The 16,424-nt window shown below is 68.0% G+C and carries 13 protein-coding genes; 7 read left to right on the top strand and 6 right to left on the bottom strand.

Annotation, left to right across the window (positions count from 1 at the left end; translation table 11 throughout):
• Positions 1-4 precede the first annotated feature (4 nt).
• Positions 5-772, top strand: a complete 768-nt coding sequence (locus ACFTSF_RS24895; RefSeq protein WP_380156012.1) for an alpha/beta fold hydrolase — start codon at positions 5-7, stop codon at positions 770-772.
• Here the strand turns inward: ACFTSF_RS24895 and ACFTSF_RS24890 are convergent.
• The gene (locus tag ACFTSF_RS24890; RefSeq protein WP_380156011.1) at positions 753-2,699 is read right to left on the bottom strand and encodes a hypothetical protein; all 1,947 of its coding nucleotides are present in this window, start codon (positions 2,697-2,699) and stop codon (positions 753-755) included. The two genes, ACFTSF_RS24895 and ACFTSF_RS24890, sit on opposite strands and share 20 nt — an antisense overlap.
• A gap of 160 nt (positions 2,700-2,859) precedes the next feature.
• Between ACFTSF_RS24890 and ACFTSF_RS24885 the strand changes: the two genes are divergently transcribed.
• The 3 genes from ACFTSF_RS24885 (at position 2,860) to ACFTSF_RS24875 (ending at position 7,145) form a co-directional block, all read left to right on the top strand.
• On the top strand, positions 2,860-3,804 hold the full coding sequence (locus ACFTSF_RS24885) for a GNAT family N-acetyltransferase (protein ID WP_380156010.1): 945 nt from the start codon (positions 2,860-2,862) through the stop codon (positions 3,802-3,804).
• A 12-nt stretch (positions 3,805-3,816) separates the two neighbouring features.
• Positions 3,817-4,536 (top strand): PIG-L family deacetylase, encoded by a 720-nt coding sequence (locus ACFTSF_RS24880; RefSeq protein WP_344154916.1) that lies wholly within the window; start codon positions 3,817-3,819, stop codon positions 4,534-4,536.
• A gap of 644 nt (positions 4,537-5,180) precedes the next feature.
• Positions 5,181-7,145, top strand: coding sequence for a DUF222 domain-containing protein (locus tag ACFTSF_RS24875; RefSeq protein ID WP_380156009.1), 1,965 nt, complete (start codon positions 5,181-5,183; stop codon positions 7,143-7,145).
• 528 nt (positions 7,146-7,673) lie between these two features.
• Here the strand turns inward: ACFTSF_RS24875 and ACFTSF_RS24870 are convergent.
• From ACFTSF_RS24870 to mce, 5 genes are all read right to left on the bottom strand, one after another.
• Positions 7,674-9,011, bottom strand: a complete 1,338-nt coding sequence (locus ACFTSF_RS24870) for an AI-2E family transporter (protein WP_380156008.1) — start codon at positions 9,009-9,011, stop codon at positions 7,674-7,676.
• A complete protein-coding gene (locus ACFTSF_RS24865; RefSeq protein ID WP_380156007.1) occupies positions 9,008-10,678 on the bottom strand; it encodes a transposase in 1,671 nt (556 codons plus the stop codon). Before ACFTSF_RS24865 ends, ACFTSF_RS24870 begins: the two co-directional genes overlap by 4 nt.
• Before the next feature lie 95 nt (positions 10,679-10,773).
• Positions 10,774-12,105, bottom strand: a complete 1,332-nt coding sequence (gene ccrA / locus ACFTSF_RS24860) for a crotonyl-CoA carboxylase/reductase (protein WP_380156006.1) — start codon at positions 12,103-12,105, stop codon at positions 10,774-10,776.
• 146 nt (positions 12,106-12,251) lie between these two features.
• Positions 12,252-13,169 (bottom strand): anti-sigma factor RsbA family regulatory protein, encoded by a 918-nt coding sequence (locus ACFTSF_RS24855; RefSeq protein WP_380156005.1) that lies wholly within the window; start codon positions 13,167-13,169, stop codon positions 12,252-12,254.
• Between the two features lie 78 nt (positions 13,170-13,247).
• Complete coding sequence (gene mce, locus ACFTSF_RS24850; protein WP_380156004.1) at positions 13,248-13,679, bottom strand: methylmalonyl-CoA epimerase; 432 nt, start codon at positions 13,677-13,679, stop codon at positions 13,248-13,250.
• Positions 13,680-13,771: 92 nt separating this feature from the next.
• Between mce and ACFTSF_RS24845 the strand changes: the two genes are divergently transcribed.
• From ACFTSF_RS24845 to ACFTSF_RS24835, 3 genes are all read left to right on the top strand, one after another.
• Positions 13,772-14,965: an acetyl-CoA C-acetyltransferase gene (locus ACFTSF_RS24845; protein WP_380156003.1), complete on the top strand. Its 1,194-nt coding sequence runs from the start codon at positions 13,772-13,774 to the stop codon at positions 14,963-14,965.
• Positions 14,965-15,921: a methylmalonyl Co-A mutase-associated GTPase MeaB gene (meaB, locus tag ACFTSF_RS24840; RefSeq protein ID WP_380156002.1), complete on the top strand. Its 957-nt coding sequence runs from the start codon at positions 14,965-14,967 to the stop codon at positions 15,919-15,921. The genes ACFTSF_RS24845 and meaB overlap by 1 nt, the downstream gene beginning before the upstream one ends.
• 291 nt (positions 15,922-16,212) lie before the next feature.
• Positions 16,213-16,371, top strand: a complete 159-nt coding sequence (locus ACFTSF_RS24835) for a hypothetical protein (protein ID WP_165952664.1) — start codon at positions 16,213-16,215, stop codon at positions 16,369-16,371.
• Positions 16,372-16,424: the final 53 nt, after the last annotated feature.

Below are 16,424 nucleotides of genomic sequence, written 5' to 3'. Positions count from 1 at the left end.
GCGGATGAAGCTCCCAGTCACGGCGTACGGCGAAACTGGTACGCCGGTCGTGGTCATGCACGGCCTGTTCGGCTCCGGCCGCAACTGGATGACGGCCGCCCGTCGTCTCGCCACCGAGCACCGCGTCTTCGCGCTGGACCTGCGCAACCACGGCTCGTCACCGCACGTCGACACGATGAGCTACCCGGAGATGGCCTCCGACGTACGGGAGACGATCGAGAGCCTCGGTACCGGTCCGGTCACCCTGGTCGGCCACTCGATGGGCGGCAAGACCGCCATGCTGACCGCACTGCTCTACCCGGCGGTGGTCGAGCGCCTGGTCGTCGTTGACGCTGCGCCCGTCACCTACCCGCCTGCGTTCGTCGAGTACGCGCAGGCGATGCGGAACGCCGATCTGTCGAACGTGCAGCGCCGGTCCGACGTCGACGCTCAGCTGGCCGACGCCGTACCGACTCCTGGGACGCGGGCGTTCCTGCTGCAGAACCTGATCCTCGACGACTCGGGCGCCCGGTGGCGGCCGAACCTCCCGGTGATCGAGGCTGCACTGCCTCAGATCTCCGGCTGGCCGGCCGGCCTCGAGGGCGGTCACTACGACGGACCGACGCTGTTCATCTACGGCGGCAAGTCGGACTACGTCCAGCAGGACCACCGGGACACGATCGCGGCCTACTTCCCGCGCGTCCAGTACGCCGAAGTCGCCGAGGCGGGGCACTGGGTACATGCCGAGCGCCTCGACGACTTCCTCGCTGCGCTTATCCCTTTCTTGCCCTGAACCCCTTTTCTACGCTGAGCCCGGTGTTCGGGCGGACCTCGTCGACGATCGCCGGGTGCCGCTCGGCCGGGCGTGACTTGCGGGCGGCCTCGGCCTCGGCGCGCTGCTCGGCCTCGAACTTCTGCACGCTCACTCCCACCTGGCGCGCGCCTTCGACGACCGCGGCGTAGGCCTGCGCGGCGAGTTGGCGAGTGACGTCGTACTCGTGCGCGGCCAGCCGGCCCTTGGTCTGGCCGATCAGCTGGTCGGCGCGGATCAGATCGGCGTACGCGCGGTCTGCGTTCGGTGCCGCCAGCACCTCGGCGGCGAGCGCGTTCGCGGCCTCGATCAGCGCGGCGGCGCGGAACTTGGCCAGGTTGTCCTGGTCGAACTGGCCGAAGTCGTTGTTGATCTGCATGTAGTTCATCACCGAGTTCGACTCGCCGCCGAGCCAGGTGAAGTAGTACTGACCGGTCGGCTCGAAGAACTTGTTCGTGATGCTGTCGTACCCGTCGTGCGGATGCGTCAGCCCGATGTGGTGACCGACCTCGTGGATCATCGTGCTGGTGAAGCCGTAGCCCCAGCCGACGTACTGCGGCGAGAGCCAGTTGTAGACGTACCCCGGGCTGCCGTCGGACCAGTTGTCACCGGCGTAGCCGAGCCATGGCAGGTTCTCCTGGGTCATGGCGTAGTTGAAGATCGGTAGCTCGTAGTCGACCTTGCCCTGGTCGTCGAGCACGCGGTCGAGCTCCCGCTTGTTCTGCAGGAACATGTTCGCGAACGGCGGCAGGTTCGTCTCCGGGTAGCACGACACGTCGCGCAGCCAGTCCTCGACGCAGCGCTTGGCCTCACCGTCGTACGGGAGGTTCTGCTGGTCGAAGGACAGGGTGATCCCGGGCAGGACCTCGCCGAGCTCGCTGGTGACCAGATCCGGCTTGAGGTACTTGTCGCTGCCCGCCCAGCCCTCGTAGGTGTTGCTGTCGAGATTGACGGTCGCGGCCTTGGCGATGGTGAGCTCGACCGGGTACGTCGGTGATGCGGTCACGAGGCTGTGGACGACGACCGTGCGGAGCAGTCGGCCGAGGTCAGCGGTCAGGTCGGCGGGCTTGCGGTAGCCGTCGGCGGCGTACTCCCAGGCCGGCGGGATGCGGTAGTCGGGCTGGTTGTCTCCGTCCAGATCGGCGTCGTCGACGTTGAAGCTGCCGGAGAACTGGTCGGGTCCGGCCGAGAGGTCGTGGAACCACACCCGGCGGGTGCTGCCGAGACCGCTCTCCTCGTCGGCGGCCGTCGTACCGCCCCAGGCGACCAGACCGCGGCTGGCGAACTTGCCCCAGTTCTGCCCGGTGTCCGCGTCCGGCTCGTCCGTCTTCGTGTACACGTGGAACTTGAAGTCCGGCCGGTCGTACCAGTTGATCAGGTAGACCGTGTTCTCCCGGGTGTCGACACCGGACGGCGGGTTGAACGCGAGCCACTTCTCGACGGTGGGCGCGTCGATCTCGTGGTTGGCGGTCACCTCCAGCTTGTTGCGCTGCTGGGCGTTGTACTTGGCCTGCACCGAGTTCACCTCGACCGGCCGAGCCAGGGAGGCGAGCTGCTGGAAGAAGCGGTTCTGGTACGACTGATCGGCGTACCGGAGTCGGTAGTCATAGGTGTAGTCGAGCCCGATCGTCTCGTCGATGCCGGCGAGCAATCGGGTGATCTGCTTGGGTTTGTGGTTGACCGGCAGCGCGCCGTTCAGCGCGGCCAGGTCGACGCTGCCGGGCTTGTAGCCGAGCAGTACGACGTTCAGGGGGACGCGCTCGGCGAGCTCGGGCTGCGCACCCGGCTTGAGATGCTCGAACTGCGGTGGTGCGCCACTGGCCGGTATCGCGGTGACCAGGCCGGCGACCAGGCTGCTGGCCAGGCCCAGCATGGCCGCGGCCGTCGCTGCCAACGGACGTCGTCTCATCGCACTCCTTCGTAGTGATCCGGAGGCGGCTGTCTACAGGGCGGGCGGGTTCACCGGTGGAAGCTTCAGTCCTGATCGAACCCGCCGCCTGTAAGACGTTGACTGGATTGCGTTTCCGGCAGTAAATTTTCAACATGGCGTGTTGTGGTCCGGGGTGCTGATGATCCGTTCGTTCGCGGTGGGAGACGGTCCGGAGCTGGCCGCCGCCTGGACCGCGGCGGCACCGGCCGACCCGATCGGGTACCCGCGCTTCCGCGACTTCTTCCTACTCGATCGCAACTTCGACCCGGCCGGCCTGAAGGTTGCCGTACGCAACGGTCGCGTCGTTGGCGCGGCGTACGCTGTCCGCCGGCTGATCCCGCTGGCCGGCGCGGACCTGGAGCCGGAAACGGGCTGGATCCCGTTCTTCTTCGTGCACCCCGACGCGCGCGGGCACGGGCTCGGCCGGGAGCTACTGACCGCCGCGATGGACTGGCTGCGCGAGGTGGGGTGCTCCGAGGTCTTCTTCTCGTCGTACACACCGAACTACTTCCTGCCGGGCCTCGACCGAGCGCGCTATCCGGCCGCGGATCGGCTGCTGGCGGGACTGGGCTTCGAAGCCGGGTACGACGCCGTGGCGATGGACCGGAGTCTTGTCGGGTACTCGATGCCGGCCGAGGTGGGCAAGCGGCTCGACGAACTCGTGGGGGAGGGCTACAGCTTCGGTACGCCGACCGGTGACGAGCTGACCGCGTTGATCCGCCTTGCGGGTAACGAGTTCACGCCGGACTGGGCCCGCGCGATCCGCGAAGCCGTGGTGGCCGGGATGCCGCTGGAGCGGATCGTGGTGGCACGAGACCCGGTACGGCGGATTCTCGGGTGGGCGCAACATGCGACGTACGAGGGTGTCATCGAGCGGTTCGGTCCGTTCGGCGTGCTGCCCGAATGCCGCGGTACCGGACTCGGCAAGCTGCTGCTGCACCTCACGCTGACCCAGATGGCCGCGGCCGGCGCCCATAGCGCGTGGTTCCTGTGGACCGGCGAGCAGTCCGCCGCCGGCCGCCTCTACCTGAGCGCCGGGTTCACCATCACCCGCACCTTCACCATCCTGCGTGCCAACGTCTGACGGGAGTCACCTATGACCAGAACCGTGCTCGCCATCGGCGCCCACATCGGCGACATGGACCTGACCGCCGGTCCCACCCTGGCCAAGCTCATCCTCGACGGCGCCCGCGTCACCATCGTCGCCCTGACGCCCGGTGAACGCAGTCACCCCAGACTCGCGCCGGCCGAGTATAAGAAACAGAAGATCGCCGAAGGCGAAGCGTTCGCCACCGCGATCGGCGCCGACTTCATGGTCCTCGGCCACAGTGACGGTTTCCTCCCCGACACCGACGAGGCCGCCGCCGAACTGGCCACCATCATCCGCGACCAGCAACCCGACACCCTCATCACCCACTGGCAGCAAAGCCGGAACCGAGACCACGAACACGCCGCCCGCCTCACCGCTCGCGCCCGTCACCTAGCCGACCTCCCACTGGAGCCCTCCGACCCACCCCACCTGCGGGCCCTCGCCGACCTCCCACGGCACGCCGTCCGCACCGTGCTGCACACCGAGAACTGGGAGGACATGGACGGCTTCCACCCCACCCTCTACGTCCCCATCCCCGACGAAGCCTTCTACCGCTGGATCTCCGCCATCCGCCACCAGCCCTTCGCCCGCGGCGAACACGGCTTCCGCCACATCGACTACTACACCGCCCTCCTCACCACCCGAGGCTGCCTAGCCGGCTACCCCAGGGCTGCCGCCTTCCACAGCACGCCTACCCCCGAACTCACCAAACTCCCAGCCCCGTAAGGACCCCCGCCTCGCTGCGCCCGACTCCTCCGCCGCCGTGCCCCGCCCACTCTCGACGGTGCGTGCTGCCGCGCGCTCCTAGCGCTACCGCGCGGCTGTTCGGGCTGGTGCCCGCAGCAGCGCTCATCGCGCGACCGCGTCCTGCCGCCCGCACGTGATCGGACGACTGCACCGGTTGAACTGGCTAGCCGAATTGCCCGTCGCGTGCCAGCGCTGACGTTCCGGTGCGCGACATCAGCAACGTCCTCGGTGTTTCGCATCACCGCGTATCCCGCTGGCGCAGGAGGCTGACGGAGAGCCCTCGAATCTCGCCGAGGTGGTGCGATGCTCCGCATCGTCGAGGTCGTGCCGTCGAAGCGCAGCTGACGTGGATGTCGAGAGGTTTGTGAGGTTGCTCGGTCAAGTCCGGCGTGTGGACGAGCCGCAGGTCGACATCGCTGCGGTTCGGCTGCGGTTTCCTTGGGTCGGTCGCGCGAGCCTCGACGCCCTGTCGGCCAACTTTCGCGAGATGCAGTCCGGCCGTGCGAAGGGATGTGCCAGATGCGGTGCCGGTGACCTGCCATGACCGCAGGCCATGACCGCCGGCCATTGCCTTCGGAGATCTCCGATTTGAGTGAATCGAACAGATGTTCTAGTATTGGTCCATGACTACTCGATCGCTCTGCGCAACTGACGAGGAGCTGCTCGCCGGCTATCTCGCCGGGCAGCCCGATCTGAGTCCGCCACCCGAGCAATGGCCCGACTACCCAGACTCTCCACCTCCGGACGACCTCTACGACCCTGATGGCCCGGACGCGCCGATCGCGCTGAGCGTGGAAGACCTGTTCGACATCCCGCTACGGGCGAACAAGGTCGATGAGCTGGAATGGGAGCTGTGGTCGGGGGTCGACCAGGATGAGGCTGAGCGGGAGATGCTGCGTCGATGCGCCCCGGCCTGGGTCTTCCTGCCGCCGGGCGGCGATCTGGCCGCCGAACTGGAGGCCGTACGTCCACAGGCGGAGACACCGGTTGCGCTGATCGAGTTGATGAAGGCGGCCGCTCGGATGGCGTCCTGGGCCGAGTCGATCAAAGCCACCGCAGTCGCATCGTTCTTTCAGCAGCGCAAGGCCCAGCATGCCGAAGCTCCTCGTCCTGCCCAGATTGACTCGTCCGGTCGTCCAGTGGACCCGGAGCGATCCTGGGCCGCCGAGGTGGGTGCCGCGCTGCGCCTTTCCGCGGACACAGCCACCCGGCACATCGAGACCGCCCTGCACCTGACCGGTCCGCTGTCGGCGACCCTGACGGGTCTGCGGTCCGGTGCCTTGTCCTGGTCCAAAGCCCTGTCGATCTCGGAAGCGACCCGGTCCCTATCGGATGAGTCGGCCCAGGCGGTTGAGGCTCACGTCCTGCGTCGCGCCGCATCCCAGACCCACGCCAACCTGCGCCGATCCCTACGCCAGCAGGTGGCCAAGCATGCGGCCGAGTCCGAGGCGGACCAGCACCGCGAGGCAGTGCGCGAGCGTACCTGCAAGATCGTTCCGCTGACGGGCGGCATGGCCGGACTCTGGATCGTCCACGAAGCCGACAAGATCCAGCAAATGTGGGTTGTCATCCAAGCCATGGCAGATCTCGCCAAACGGCCCGGCAACACAGACCCGTCCACCGACACCGGCGCGGCCACCGACACCGGCGCGGCCACCAGCGCTGGCATGGCCGCCAGCACGACGGCTACCAACGGCGGCACGTCCAGCAATACGGCGGCCAGCAACACCGGCCCTTCCAGCGACATCGACATCTCCAGCAAGACCGACACGGCGACCAACAGGACGGCGACCGATTGCAGCACGGCCGGCAGCACCGATGCCGATGGTGATGCAGATTCCGATGATGCCGTGAGCAACTGTTCTGGTTCGCCGGGCGCGAGCGTCGAAGGTGGGGATCAGAAGCCTCGGCGAGACGAGCGCACAGCAGGGCAGCGAAGGGCTGACGTCGCGGCGGATGTGTTCGAGTACATGCTTCACAACGGGCTCGATTGGCTGGGGCGACGTCTGCCCGACCAGCACCGGAGACGTCCGCACATTGAGGTACTGATCCCGGCGAGCACGCTGCTCGGCATGGACGATGACCCCTGTGAGCTGTCCGGCTACGGTCCGATCTCCGCTGAGATGGCCCGCCGGATCGCCGCCGACGGTACGTGGCGGCGTCTCCTGACCGACCCGGCGAACGGGGTCGTCCTGGAGGCATCGACGACACGGCACGAGCCTGGCTCTTTGGTGAGCGAGACTCTGCTCGCACGGCATCCGGTCTGCGCGTGGCCTGGTTGCAACCGGGCGTCCCGCGAATGCGATCGCGACCACGGCACGCGGTTCGTGATCTCCGGTACGACGAGCTTGGCCGGCCTCGCGCCGTACTGCGAGTACCACCACGTCATCAAGGACACACCCGCCTGGGGCTGGCATACCGACAACCACCCAGACGGTTCGATCACCCTGACCACACCCACCGGTCACCGCTACACCACGGTTCCGCCGGCCCGCGGTCCGATCCAACCCCGCAGGCCGATCGACGACAACGAACCGCAGCCGGACTCGGTCGACCGAGCGGCTTCCTCAGATCCGCCGCCGTACTAAGGCTCCGTCACGTCGGCGCCCGCGCACGGCCCTGTGTGGGCGCCGCCCGGTCTGCTCGTACGCCGTCCGCGGCGCTGCGCCTGCTCGTACGTCGTCGGTCGTTCGTCGTCGTCCGTCGCGTCGTCGTAGGTCATTCGGCTGGCCGAGGGCTGCTAGCTGGCCGATCTGCCGACCGAATGCGGTGACCTGCGGCCCGCCGACCTGCCTGCCCGCTGACCTGGTACGCCGACCTGCCGACCGGGTACGCCGAACTGCGTGCCCGCCGACCTGGTACGCCGACCTGCCGATCGGGTACGCCGACCTGCCTGCACGCCGACCGAGTACGCCGCTTGTCGACCGAGCTCGCCAACCTGTGACCGAGTACGCCGACCGCCGACGCCGACCGAGTACGCCGAGCTGACGGGTGACTGAGTCCGCCGAGCTGACGGGTCACTGAGCGCGCCGAGCTGGCCGGTTACCGAGCATGCCGAGGCGGCCGGCTGGGGGAGCGGCGGCCGCTCGGCGTTAGCAGTCGGCTCTACCAGGCTGTCAGGAAGCGTCGGCTTTGCGGACCCAGACTTCGCGGATGATCAGCAGGATGGCGGCGGCTGAGGGGATGGCGAGGAGGGCGCCTACTACGCCTAGGAGGGCGCCGCCCAGGAGGGCTGCGATGACGGTGACGGCGCCGGGGATGTCTACGGCGCGGCGCATGATGCGGGGGGCTACGACGTAGTTCTCGATCTGCTGATAGACGATGCCGTAGATGAGGCAGGCGAGGCCTACCCAGAGGCTGTCGGTGAAGCCGATCAGGGAGACCACGACGACGCCGATCAGGCCGCCGACCATCGGGATGAAGGCGGTGAACATGACGACGATCGCCAGGGCCACGGCGTACTCGCGGAGGCCGACGATCTCCAGGAAGATGAACATGAAGACGCCGGCGCAGAGGGCGACGGTGAACTGGCCGCTGACGTAGCCGCCGACGCGGGTCAGGACCTCGTCGCCGAGGATCGAGACGCGGTTGCGGCGGGTGCGGGGGACCAGGCTGTAGGCGGCGCGTTTGACCGACGGGAGCGACGCCAGGAAGTACAGGGTCAGGATGAGGATCGTGAAGGTGTTGAAGAGGGCACCGGCGACGACCTTGCCGACGCCGAGGATGCCCCCGAACGCCTTCTGGGCGAGCGCCGGGTCCTGGATGTATTCCTGGGCCTTCTGGATGAAGTGGTACTTGTTGTCGAGCTCGTCCAGGGTCTTCGACTTCTGCAGCAGGTCGAGCCACTGAGGGGCGTTCTTGATCAGGCCGTCGATCTGGTCGGTGACGACCGGGACGATCGCGAAGCCGACGCCGGCGACGGCGAGGATCATGATCAGGAAGACGACGCCGACCGAGAGGCCGCGCTTCAGGCCGCGGCGCATGAACCACTCGACCAGCGGGTTCAGGCCGACGGCGATGAACATCGAGACCACGAGCAGGATCAGCACCGACTTCGCGTGACCGAGCGCGTTCCACAGACCCCAGGCGACCAGTACGCCGAGGGCCGCGAAGAACCCGAAGACGAACGGGTTCGACCGCTGGATCGGCGGACCGGGGCGGCCCATGCCTTCGTCGGGGTGCCGTTCCTCGATCAGGAGTTCGTCGGCGAGGTCGTCGATCTCGTTGGCCTTCTCGGTCGCGTGATCCGCGGAGTCGTCGGCCTCATCGGCCGACTCCTCAGCCTGGTTGGCGGATTCCTCGGCCTCGTCGGCCGACTTCTCCGCATGCTCGGCAGCGGCCTCGGCGTGCGCGGCGGCCACTTGGGCCTCGCGGGTCGCCTTGGCGACGTCTTCAGCAGATGGCGCTGTTGGATCGGGGGTCGCTGTCGAGTTGTCGTCGCCGGATGGCGTCACATCGTGTCCTTCGGGGATCGCGCGTCGGTCTTCTCGTCGTCGGCCGAAGTCTTGCCGGTCGCGAGGTCACCGAGGCGGAACTCGTCGATCCTCGTCGAGTCGGCCGGCTCGTCGTCGTCCGCGGTCTCGTCTTCATCAGCTGCCGGGCCGCCGGCTGTCGTGCTGGTCAGCTTCGCGGCGGTCGCCGGGTCGACCCGCAGTCCGGTGTCGATGCGGGTCTCGTCGACCCGGGCGTCACCGGCATCGGATCCGACGAACGGGCTCGAACCGGTGAACGGTCCGTCGCCGTCGAGCGCCGAGTCGGCGGCCGACGTACCGGCGCCGAACGCGTGGTCGTCGGCCGGCGTCTTCGGCGCGAAGGGGTTGTCGCCCGACTCGACGATAGGCCCGCCGAACGGGTTGTCGCTCGACTCCACGGCAGGCGCGCTGAACGGGTTGTCGCTCGACAGCGAGCTCTCGGTCGACGACCCGAACGGGCTGCCCGCCGTACCGGGTCCACCCGCCGAAGGCGCGAGACCAGCCGCAGCAGGCCCATCCGCCGACGGTGTGAAGCCGCTCGCTGCCGGGGTTTCGGTCGGGCGGCTGAAGGGATTCACGTACGGCGTCGCGGCTGCCGTCTCGGAGTCGAGTTCGGCCGCCTGGCGGGCGATGTTGCCGGCGATCTCGTTCAGGCCGGCGATCTGGGTGAGGATGCCGTCGCGGCGCTTGGCGAGGCGTTCGGTCTCGCGGGCGACGATCGTGCGTGAGCGCTCGGCCTCGTCGGCCGCGCTCGCCAGTTCGGACTCGGCGCGGGTGCGCGCCGTGCTCAGCACCTGCTCGGCTTCGCGGCGGGTGCGGCTCAGGGTGCGCTCGGCGGACTCCTCGGCCTCGGCGCGGATCTTGCGCGCCTGCTCGGTCGCCTCGGCCACCCGGCGCTCGGAGGCCTCGGCGGCCTCCTTCATCTGGGTGGTCAGGTTCTCGGTGTCGGCGGCGATCTGCTGGTGCTTGTCGGCGAGCTCCTTGGCCTGCTGCTCGCGCTCGTCGGCGAGCCGGGCGCGCAGGGCGGCGGACTCGCGCTGGATCGCGGTGCGGATCTTCTCGGCCTCGTGCAGCGCGCCGTTCTTCAGCGTGCTGGCCTGGGACTCGGCGGTCAGCGTCAGCTGCTCGGCCTTGCGCTTGGCCGCCTGCAGCACCTCGGAGGCCTCGGTCTCCGCGGTACGGCGGAGCTCGGCGGCATCGCCTTCGGCAGTACGGCGGATGCTGTCGGACTCGTTCAGTGCGACGGTCCGGATGTCCTCGGCCTCCCGCTCGCCGGTGGCGCGCTGGGCAGCGGCCTCCTTGGCGGCGGTGGTGCGCAGCTCCTCGGCCTCGCGGCGGGCCTCGTCGAGGGCCTCGGCGGCCTGGTCCTGGGCGAGCCGCAGGATCTGCGCGGCGCGGTCCCCGAGGCCGGCGTACGACGGGTTGGCGCTGGCCTCGAGCTGGCGGCGGGTCTCGTCGAGCTCGCGCTGCATCGGCGCGACGCTGCTCTGCAGCTGCTCGGCCCGGCTCCGGATCTCGACCAGCTGCATCTCGAGGGCGCGGACGTAGTCGTCCACGGCCTGCTTGTCGTAGCCACGCCGACTGACCGGAAAGCCTCCGGCCGCGGTTGCAGTGCGGTCGAAGAACGGCAGGCTCGACTCGTCAGGCATTCCTGAGATTCCCTTCTGGCGGCTCAGCTGAATCCCCCAGCTTAAGCCTGTCAGACCCGCCCCCTGACCAGCCAATCGGCCCCGCTACCCAAGCATTACCTGTTGCGGAAGCGATCGATGGCTTCCTGGTGCTTGGCGCGCAGTTCGGGGTCGCGGACACCGAGGCCCTCGGTCGGCGCCAGCGTCAGTACGCCGACCTTGCCCTGGTGCAGGTTGCGATGCACGTCGTACGCCGCCTGTGCGGTCTCCTCGAGCGGGTACACGCGGCTCACCGTCGGATGCACCATGCCCTTGGCGATCAGCCGGTTTGCCTCCCAGGCCTCGCGGTAGTTGGCGAAGTGCGAGCCGATGATTCGCTTGAGGTTCATCCACAGGTACCGGTTGTCGTACTCGTGCATGAAGCCCGACGTCGAGGCGCAGGTGACGATCGTGCCGCCGCGGCGCGCGACGTACACGGAAGCACCGAAGGTCTCGCGGCCCGGGTGCTCGAAGACGATGTCCGGGTCGTCGCCACCGGTCAGCTCGCGGATCCGCGCGCCGAACCGCTTCCACTCCTTCTGATCCTGAGTGGACTCGTCCTTCCAGAACTTGTACCCCTCGGCCGACCGGTCGATGATCAGCTCGGCGCCCATCGCGCGGCAGATCTCCGCCTTCTCCGGCGACGACACCACGCAGACCGGGATCGCCCCGCCGTTCAGCGCGAACTGGGTCGCGTACGACCCGAGCCCACCGGACGCACCCCAGATCAGTACGACGTCGCCCTGCTTCATGTTGGCGCCGTTGGGCGAGACGAGCTGCCGGTACGCCGTACTGTTCACCAGCCCCGGAGACGCAGCCTCCTCCCAGGTGAGGTGAGCCGGCTTCGGCATCAGCTGGTTCGACTTCACCAGCGCGATCTCGGCGAGACCGCCGAAGTTCGTCTCGAAACCCCAGATCCGCTGCTCGGAATCCATCATCGTGTCGTTGTGCCCGTCGGGCGATTCGAGCTCGACCGAGAGGCAGTGCGCGACCACCTCGTCGCCGGGCTTCCAGGCGTTCACGCCCGGTCCGGTCCGCAGTACGACGCCGGCCAGATCGGAGCCGACCACGTGGTACGGCAGGTCGTGGCGGGCGGTCAGCGGCGACAACTTCCCGTACCGCTTGAGGAACGAGAACGTCGAGACCGGCTCGAAGATCGACGTCCACACGGTGTTGTAGTTGATCGCGCTCGCCATCACCGCGACCAGCGCCTCACCCGGGCCGAGCTCGGGTGTCGGGACGTCGTCCAGGTGCAGGCTCTTGCGCGGGTCCTTCTCCTTCGCGTCCAGCCCCTCGAACATGTCGGCCTCGTCGGCGTGCACGGTGATCCCGCGGTAATGGTCCGGTACGTCGAGCGCACCGACTGCTGCACTGTCACCGGCGAGGATCGCGTCGAGGATCTGCTTCACGTCGTACCTCCTGCAAGGAGTGGACTGGTGAGCGGACGTTACCGTTGAGTATGCCTCGCGGGCTGTGCCTTGTGACACAGTTGGGAGCGGTTGAGACGACCGTCACTTTTGTAGTCCACCGTTGTCAGTGGTCTTACCCCAGATGGTCAGCGCAGGCGCGTGTGGAGCCGGACCTGAGTGAAGCCGTCACCCGAGCGCAGCTGGACCAGATCGCAGAGCTGGTTGGCCAGCCAGACGCCCCGGCCGCCGAGCCCGTCCAGCGGAGGCATCACCCGGCCGACGAGTAGGTCGTCGATCCGGCCGTGGTCGGCCACGTCGCAGACCAGCGACCCGTTCTCGATCCAGACCGACAGTGCGCCCCGGCCGCCGCCGAAGCGGATGCTGTTCGTGCACACCTCGTGCAGCGCCAGCCCGAGATCGTCCATCCGGTCTCGCGACACCCCGTGCGACGACGCCTGCCCGTTCACCCACTTCCGGACATCGCCGAGGTCGGCCAGCCCGAACTCCCAGCGCTCGGCCCGATCCGGTACGTCGTTCAGCGGCGTCCGGAACGTCTTCTCGGCCAACGCCTCCCCGCCGGAATGCTCTGTGCTCGAGTGATGGGCAGTCGGATCGATACCGACCGTCGCGGCGAACGGGCAGCAGAGCCGGAAGCCGGAGTCGGCGGCGAAGGCGATGTCGGTCAGACCCTCGTGGAGCAAGGCTTCGTCGTACGCCGCTGTGGTGCGACCGGGGTAGACGCACTCGCTGAGGCCGTACACGGCCCGGCCGCCCGCCTGCCCGACAATTTCGCGCCAGAAGGGGATCAGCCGCGCGGGGTTGCGCCCAGCCACGGTCATATCGATAAAACGCACTCGTGCCGCGGATTCTCCGAGGGTCTCCCGGAGTATGGCGATGCGGTCCGGCGGGAGTACCGCCACGATCGTCGCGTCCGTCGCCAGGCCGTCGTGGACGAAGGGCACCGACTGCCGCACGAACTCCTCGTCGCTCGCATAGACGAAGGCTTCGTGCTGGAACCCCGCCGGCACACCGTCCAAGGAATCGGTGGCGCTGTCCTTCAGCACCAGAACAGCGTAGTCCGCGAACCCCAACTCCGATGGGGGTTTCTGCGCGCCGTCACGGGCTGTTGGACAGCCGTAACACTAGGCCTTTGAAACCGGGGCAGGTTCGACGAGCTCCACCAGCACACCACCGGCCGACTTGGGGTGAATGAAGTTCACCCGGGATCCGGCGGTACCTCGGCGCGGTTCGGCGTACAGGAGTTCGGCGCCGCGCTCCCGCAGTACGGCGGAGACCTGATCGATGTCGCGGACCCGGTAGGCCAACTGCTGGATGCCCGGCCCGCGCTTGTCCAGGAACTTGGCGATCGGCGACGCGTCCGACAAAGGCGCGAGCAGCTGGATCGACGAACCGGAGGTGCCCACCGAGAGCATCGCCTCGCGGACGCCCTGCTCCTCGTTGATCTCCTCGTGCGCGACCGTCATCCCGAAGACGTCGGCGTAGTGCCGCACAGCGGCGTCGAAGTCCGGTACGGCGATGCCGACGTGATCGATCGCCTCGAAGAGCTCGTCCATTCCTTCACCCTAGAAGCCAAAACGAGCAAGAGGTCGTTCGTGTGACCCGTTCGACAGACGCGTACCAGTGCTCTCGCAGGTATCGTGACAGCATGTCTGACACGCAGAACCAAAGCGTCATCGTGGCCGGCGCGCGCACCCCGATCGGGAAGCTGCTGGGCGGTCTCAAGGGCTTCACCGGAGCGGAGCTCGGTGGGTTCGCGATCAAGGGTGCACTGGACAAGGCCGGCGTCGCGCCGGACCAGGTCGAGTACGTGATCATGGGTCAGGTCCTGCAGGCCGGCGGCGGTCAGATCACCGCTCGCCAGGCCGCGGTCAAGGGCGGCATCCCGATGAACATCCCGGCGATCACCATCAACAAGGTCTGCCTGTCCGGCCTGAACGCGATCGCGCTGGCCGACCAGCTGATCCGCGCCGGCGAGTACGACATCGTCGTGGCCGGCGGGATGGAGTCGATGACCAACGCGCCGCACCTGCTGCCGAAGTCCCGTGAGGGCTTCAAGTACGGCGACACCACGCTCGTCGACTCGATGTCGTTCGACGGGCTCTGGGACGCGTTCACCGACCAGCCGATGGGTGCGCTCACCGAGCAGGCGAACGGCGCTCTGACCCGCGAGGAGCAGGACGAGTTCAGTGCTCGTTCGCACCAGCAGGCCGCGGCCGCGTGGAAGAACGGTGTCTTCGCCGACGAGGTGGTCCCGGTCGAGGTCCCGCAGCGTAAGGGCGACCCGCTGGTGATCGATAGCGACGAAGGCGTTCGCGGCGACACCTCGGTCGAGTCGCTGGCCCGGCTGCGTCCGGCGTTCGGCAAGGAAGGCACGATCACTGCCGGTTCGGCGTCGCAGATCTCCGACGGCGGCTGCGCTGTCGTCGTGATGAGCAAGGCGAAGGCCGAGGAGCTCGGGCTGTCCTGGATCGCCGAGATCGGCGCGCACGGCTCGGTCGCCGGACCGGACTCGACCCTGCAGAGCCAGCCGGCCAACGCGATCAAGAAGGCCTGCAGCAAGGAAGGCATCGACGCGGCCGACCTCGACCTGATCGAGATCAACGAGGCCTTCGCTTCCGTCGGGATCGCCTCCACCCGTGAGCTCGGGGTCGCAGCCGACAAGGTCAACGTGAACGGCGGCGCGATCGCGCTCGGCCACCCGATCGGTATGTCGGGCGCTCGCCTGGTGCTGCACCTGGCCCTCGAGCTCGGTCGTCGTGGTGGCGGTGTCGGCGCGGCCGCGCTCTGTGGTGGCGGCGGTCAGGGCGACGCCTTGATCGTCCGCGTAGCGAAGAAGTAATGCCGCGCCGCACTCCGCCTGTCAGTGAGCTGGTCGATCGTGCCCGGGAGGGTGACTCCCGGGCCGTCGCCCGGCTGATCTCGCTGGTCGAGGACGAGTCGCCGCTGCTGCGCGAGGTGATGGCCGCGCTCTCCCCGTACGCCGGTCATGCGCACATCGTCGGAATCACCGGCTCGCCCGGTGTCGGCAAATCCACGTCGACGTCCGCGCTAGTCACGGCGTACCGGGGGACCGGGAAGCGGGTAGCCGTCCTGGCGGTCGATCCGTCGTCGCCGTTCTCCGGTGGGGCGTTGCTGGGCGACCGGGTGCGGATGCAGGACCACGCCCTGGACAAGGGCGTGTACATCCGGTCGATGGCCTCCCGCGGGCATCTGGGCGGGCTGTCGTGGTCGACCCCGCAGGCGTTGCGGGTGCTGGATGCGGCCGGGTTCGACGTGGTGTTCGTAGAGACGGTCGGGGTCGGGCAGTCCGAGGTGGAGATCGCCGGGATGGCTGACACGACGATCGTGCTGCTGGCTCCTGGGATGGGTGACGGGATCCAGGCGGCCAAGGCCGGCATCCTCGAGGTCGGCGACCTGTACGTGGTGAACAAGGCCGACCGGGACGGCGTCCAGAACGTCACCCGCGACCTGCGGCACATGCTCGCCCTGGCCGAGCGGCCCGAGGGCGCGTGGGTACCGCCGATCCTGAAAACGGTGGCCTCGCGCAACGAAGGCGTCGACGAGGTGGTCACGGCGATCGAGGACCGGCTGACCTGGATGCGCGGCAACGGCGTCCTCGGCGACCGGCGACGCTCCCGGGCCCGCGACGAGATCGAGGCGATCGCGATGACCGCGTTGCGGCGGCGGTTCGCGCATCTGCATGGGGACGCGCGGCTCGACGTACTGGCCGCGAAGGTCGCCGAGGGGAACACGGATCCGTACAGCGCGGCTGATGAACTGATCGCAGCCCTGTGATTTAGGTCTCGTCCGTGCGACAGTCCGGCATCTTCTGTCACACCGTGTAATCGACTGGTCGACTGAGGGCTACTGTCCCGTATTCGGGCAAATGTGCCACTATTCGGTCACGGTCTGCGATCCACGTCTCACGGCGGCGCGCCGGTTGCTGCCATGCCCCCGGATCCGTTACACAATGGAGCTTGTAGCTGGTGAGCATTGTGCGGTGGGCTGTGTTCAGTCAGTGACATTTAGTGACGGTCCGTGATACAAACACAGTCGACCCAGTGGTTTGGAACGAGGAGTGGTGACATGCCGAAGAAGCTGCTGATCTGGTCGCTCATCGCCTTTGCCGGCTTCTATCTGTTCACGCAGCCGACGAACGCCGCCGATGCGGTGGGGGGCGCCTTTTCCGGCGTCGGTGACCTGTTCGGGAGCGTGATCACGTTCCTGACCGCGTTGTTCAACTGATCTGACGCCTGGGTGTCCCGCAACGACCGTTCGTGCGGGACACTTGGCTTTAC

This window comes from Kribbella sp. NPDC056951 (assembly GCF_042674205.1).
Taxonomy (GTDB): domain Bacteria; phylum Actinomycetota; class Actinomycetes; order Propionibacteriales; family Kribbellaceae; genus Kribbella; species Kribbella yunnanensis.
The sequence above is the reverse complement of the archived record's forward strand: the minus strand, read 5'-3'. Positions and strand labels throughout refer to the sequence as shown.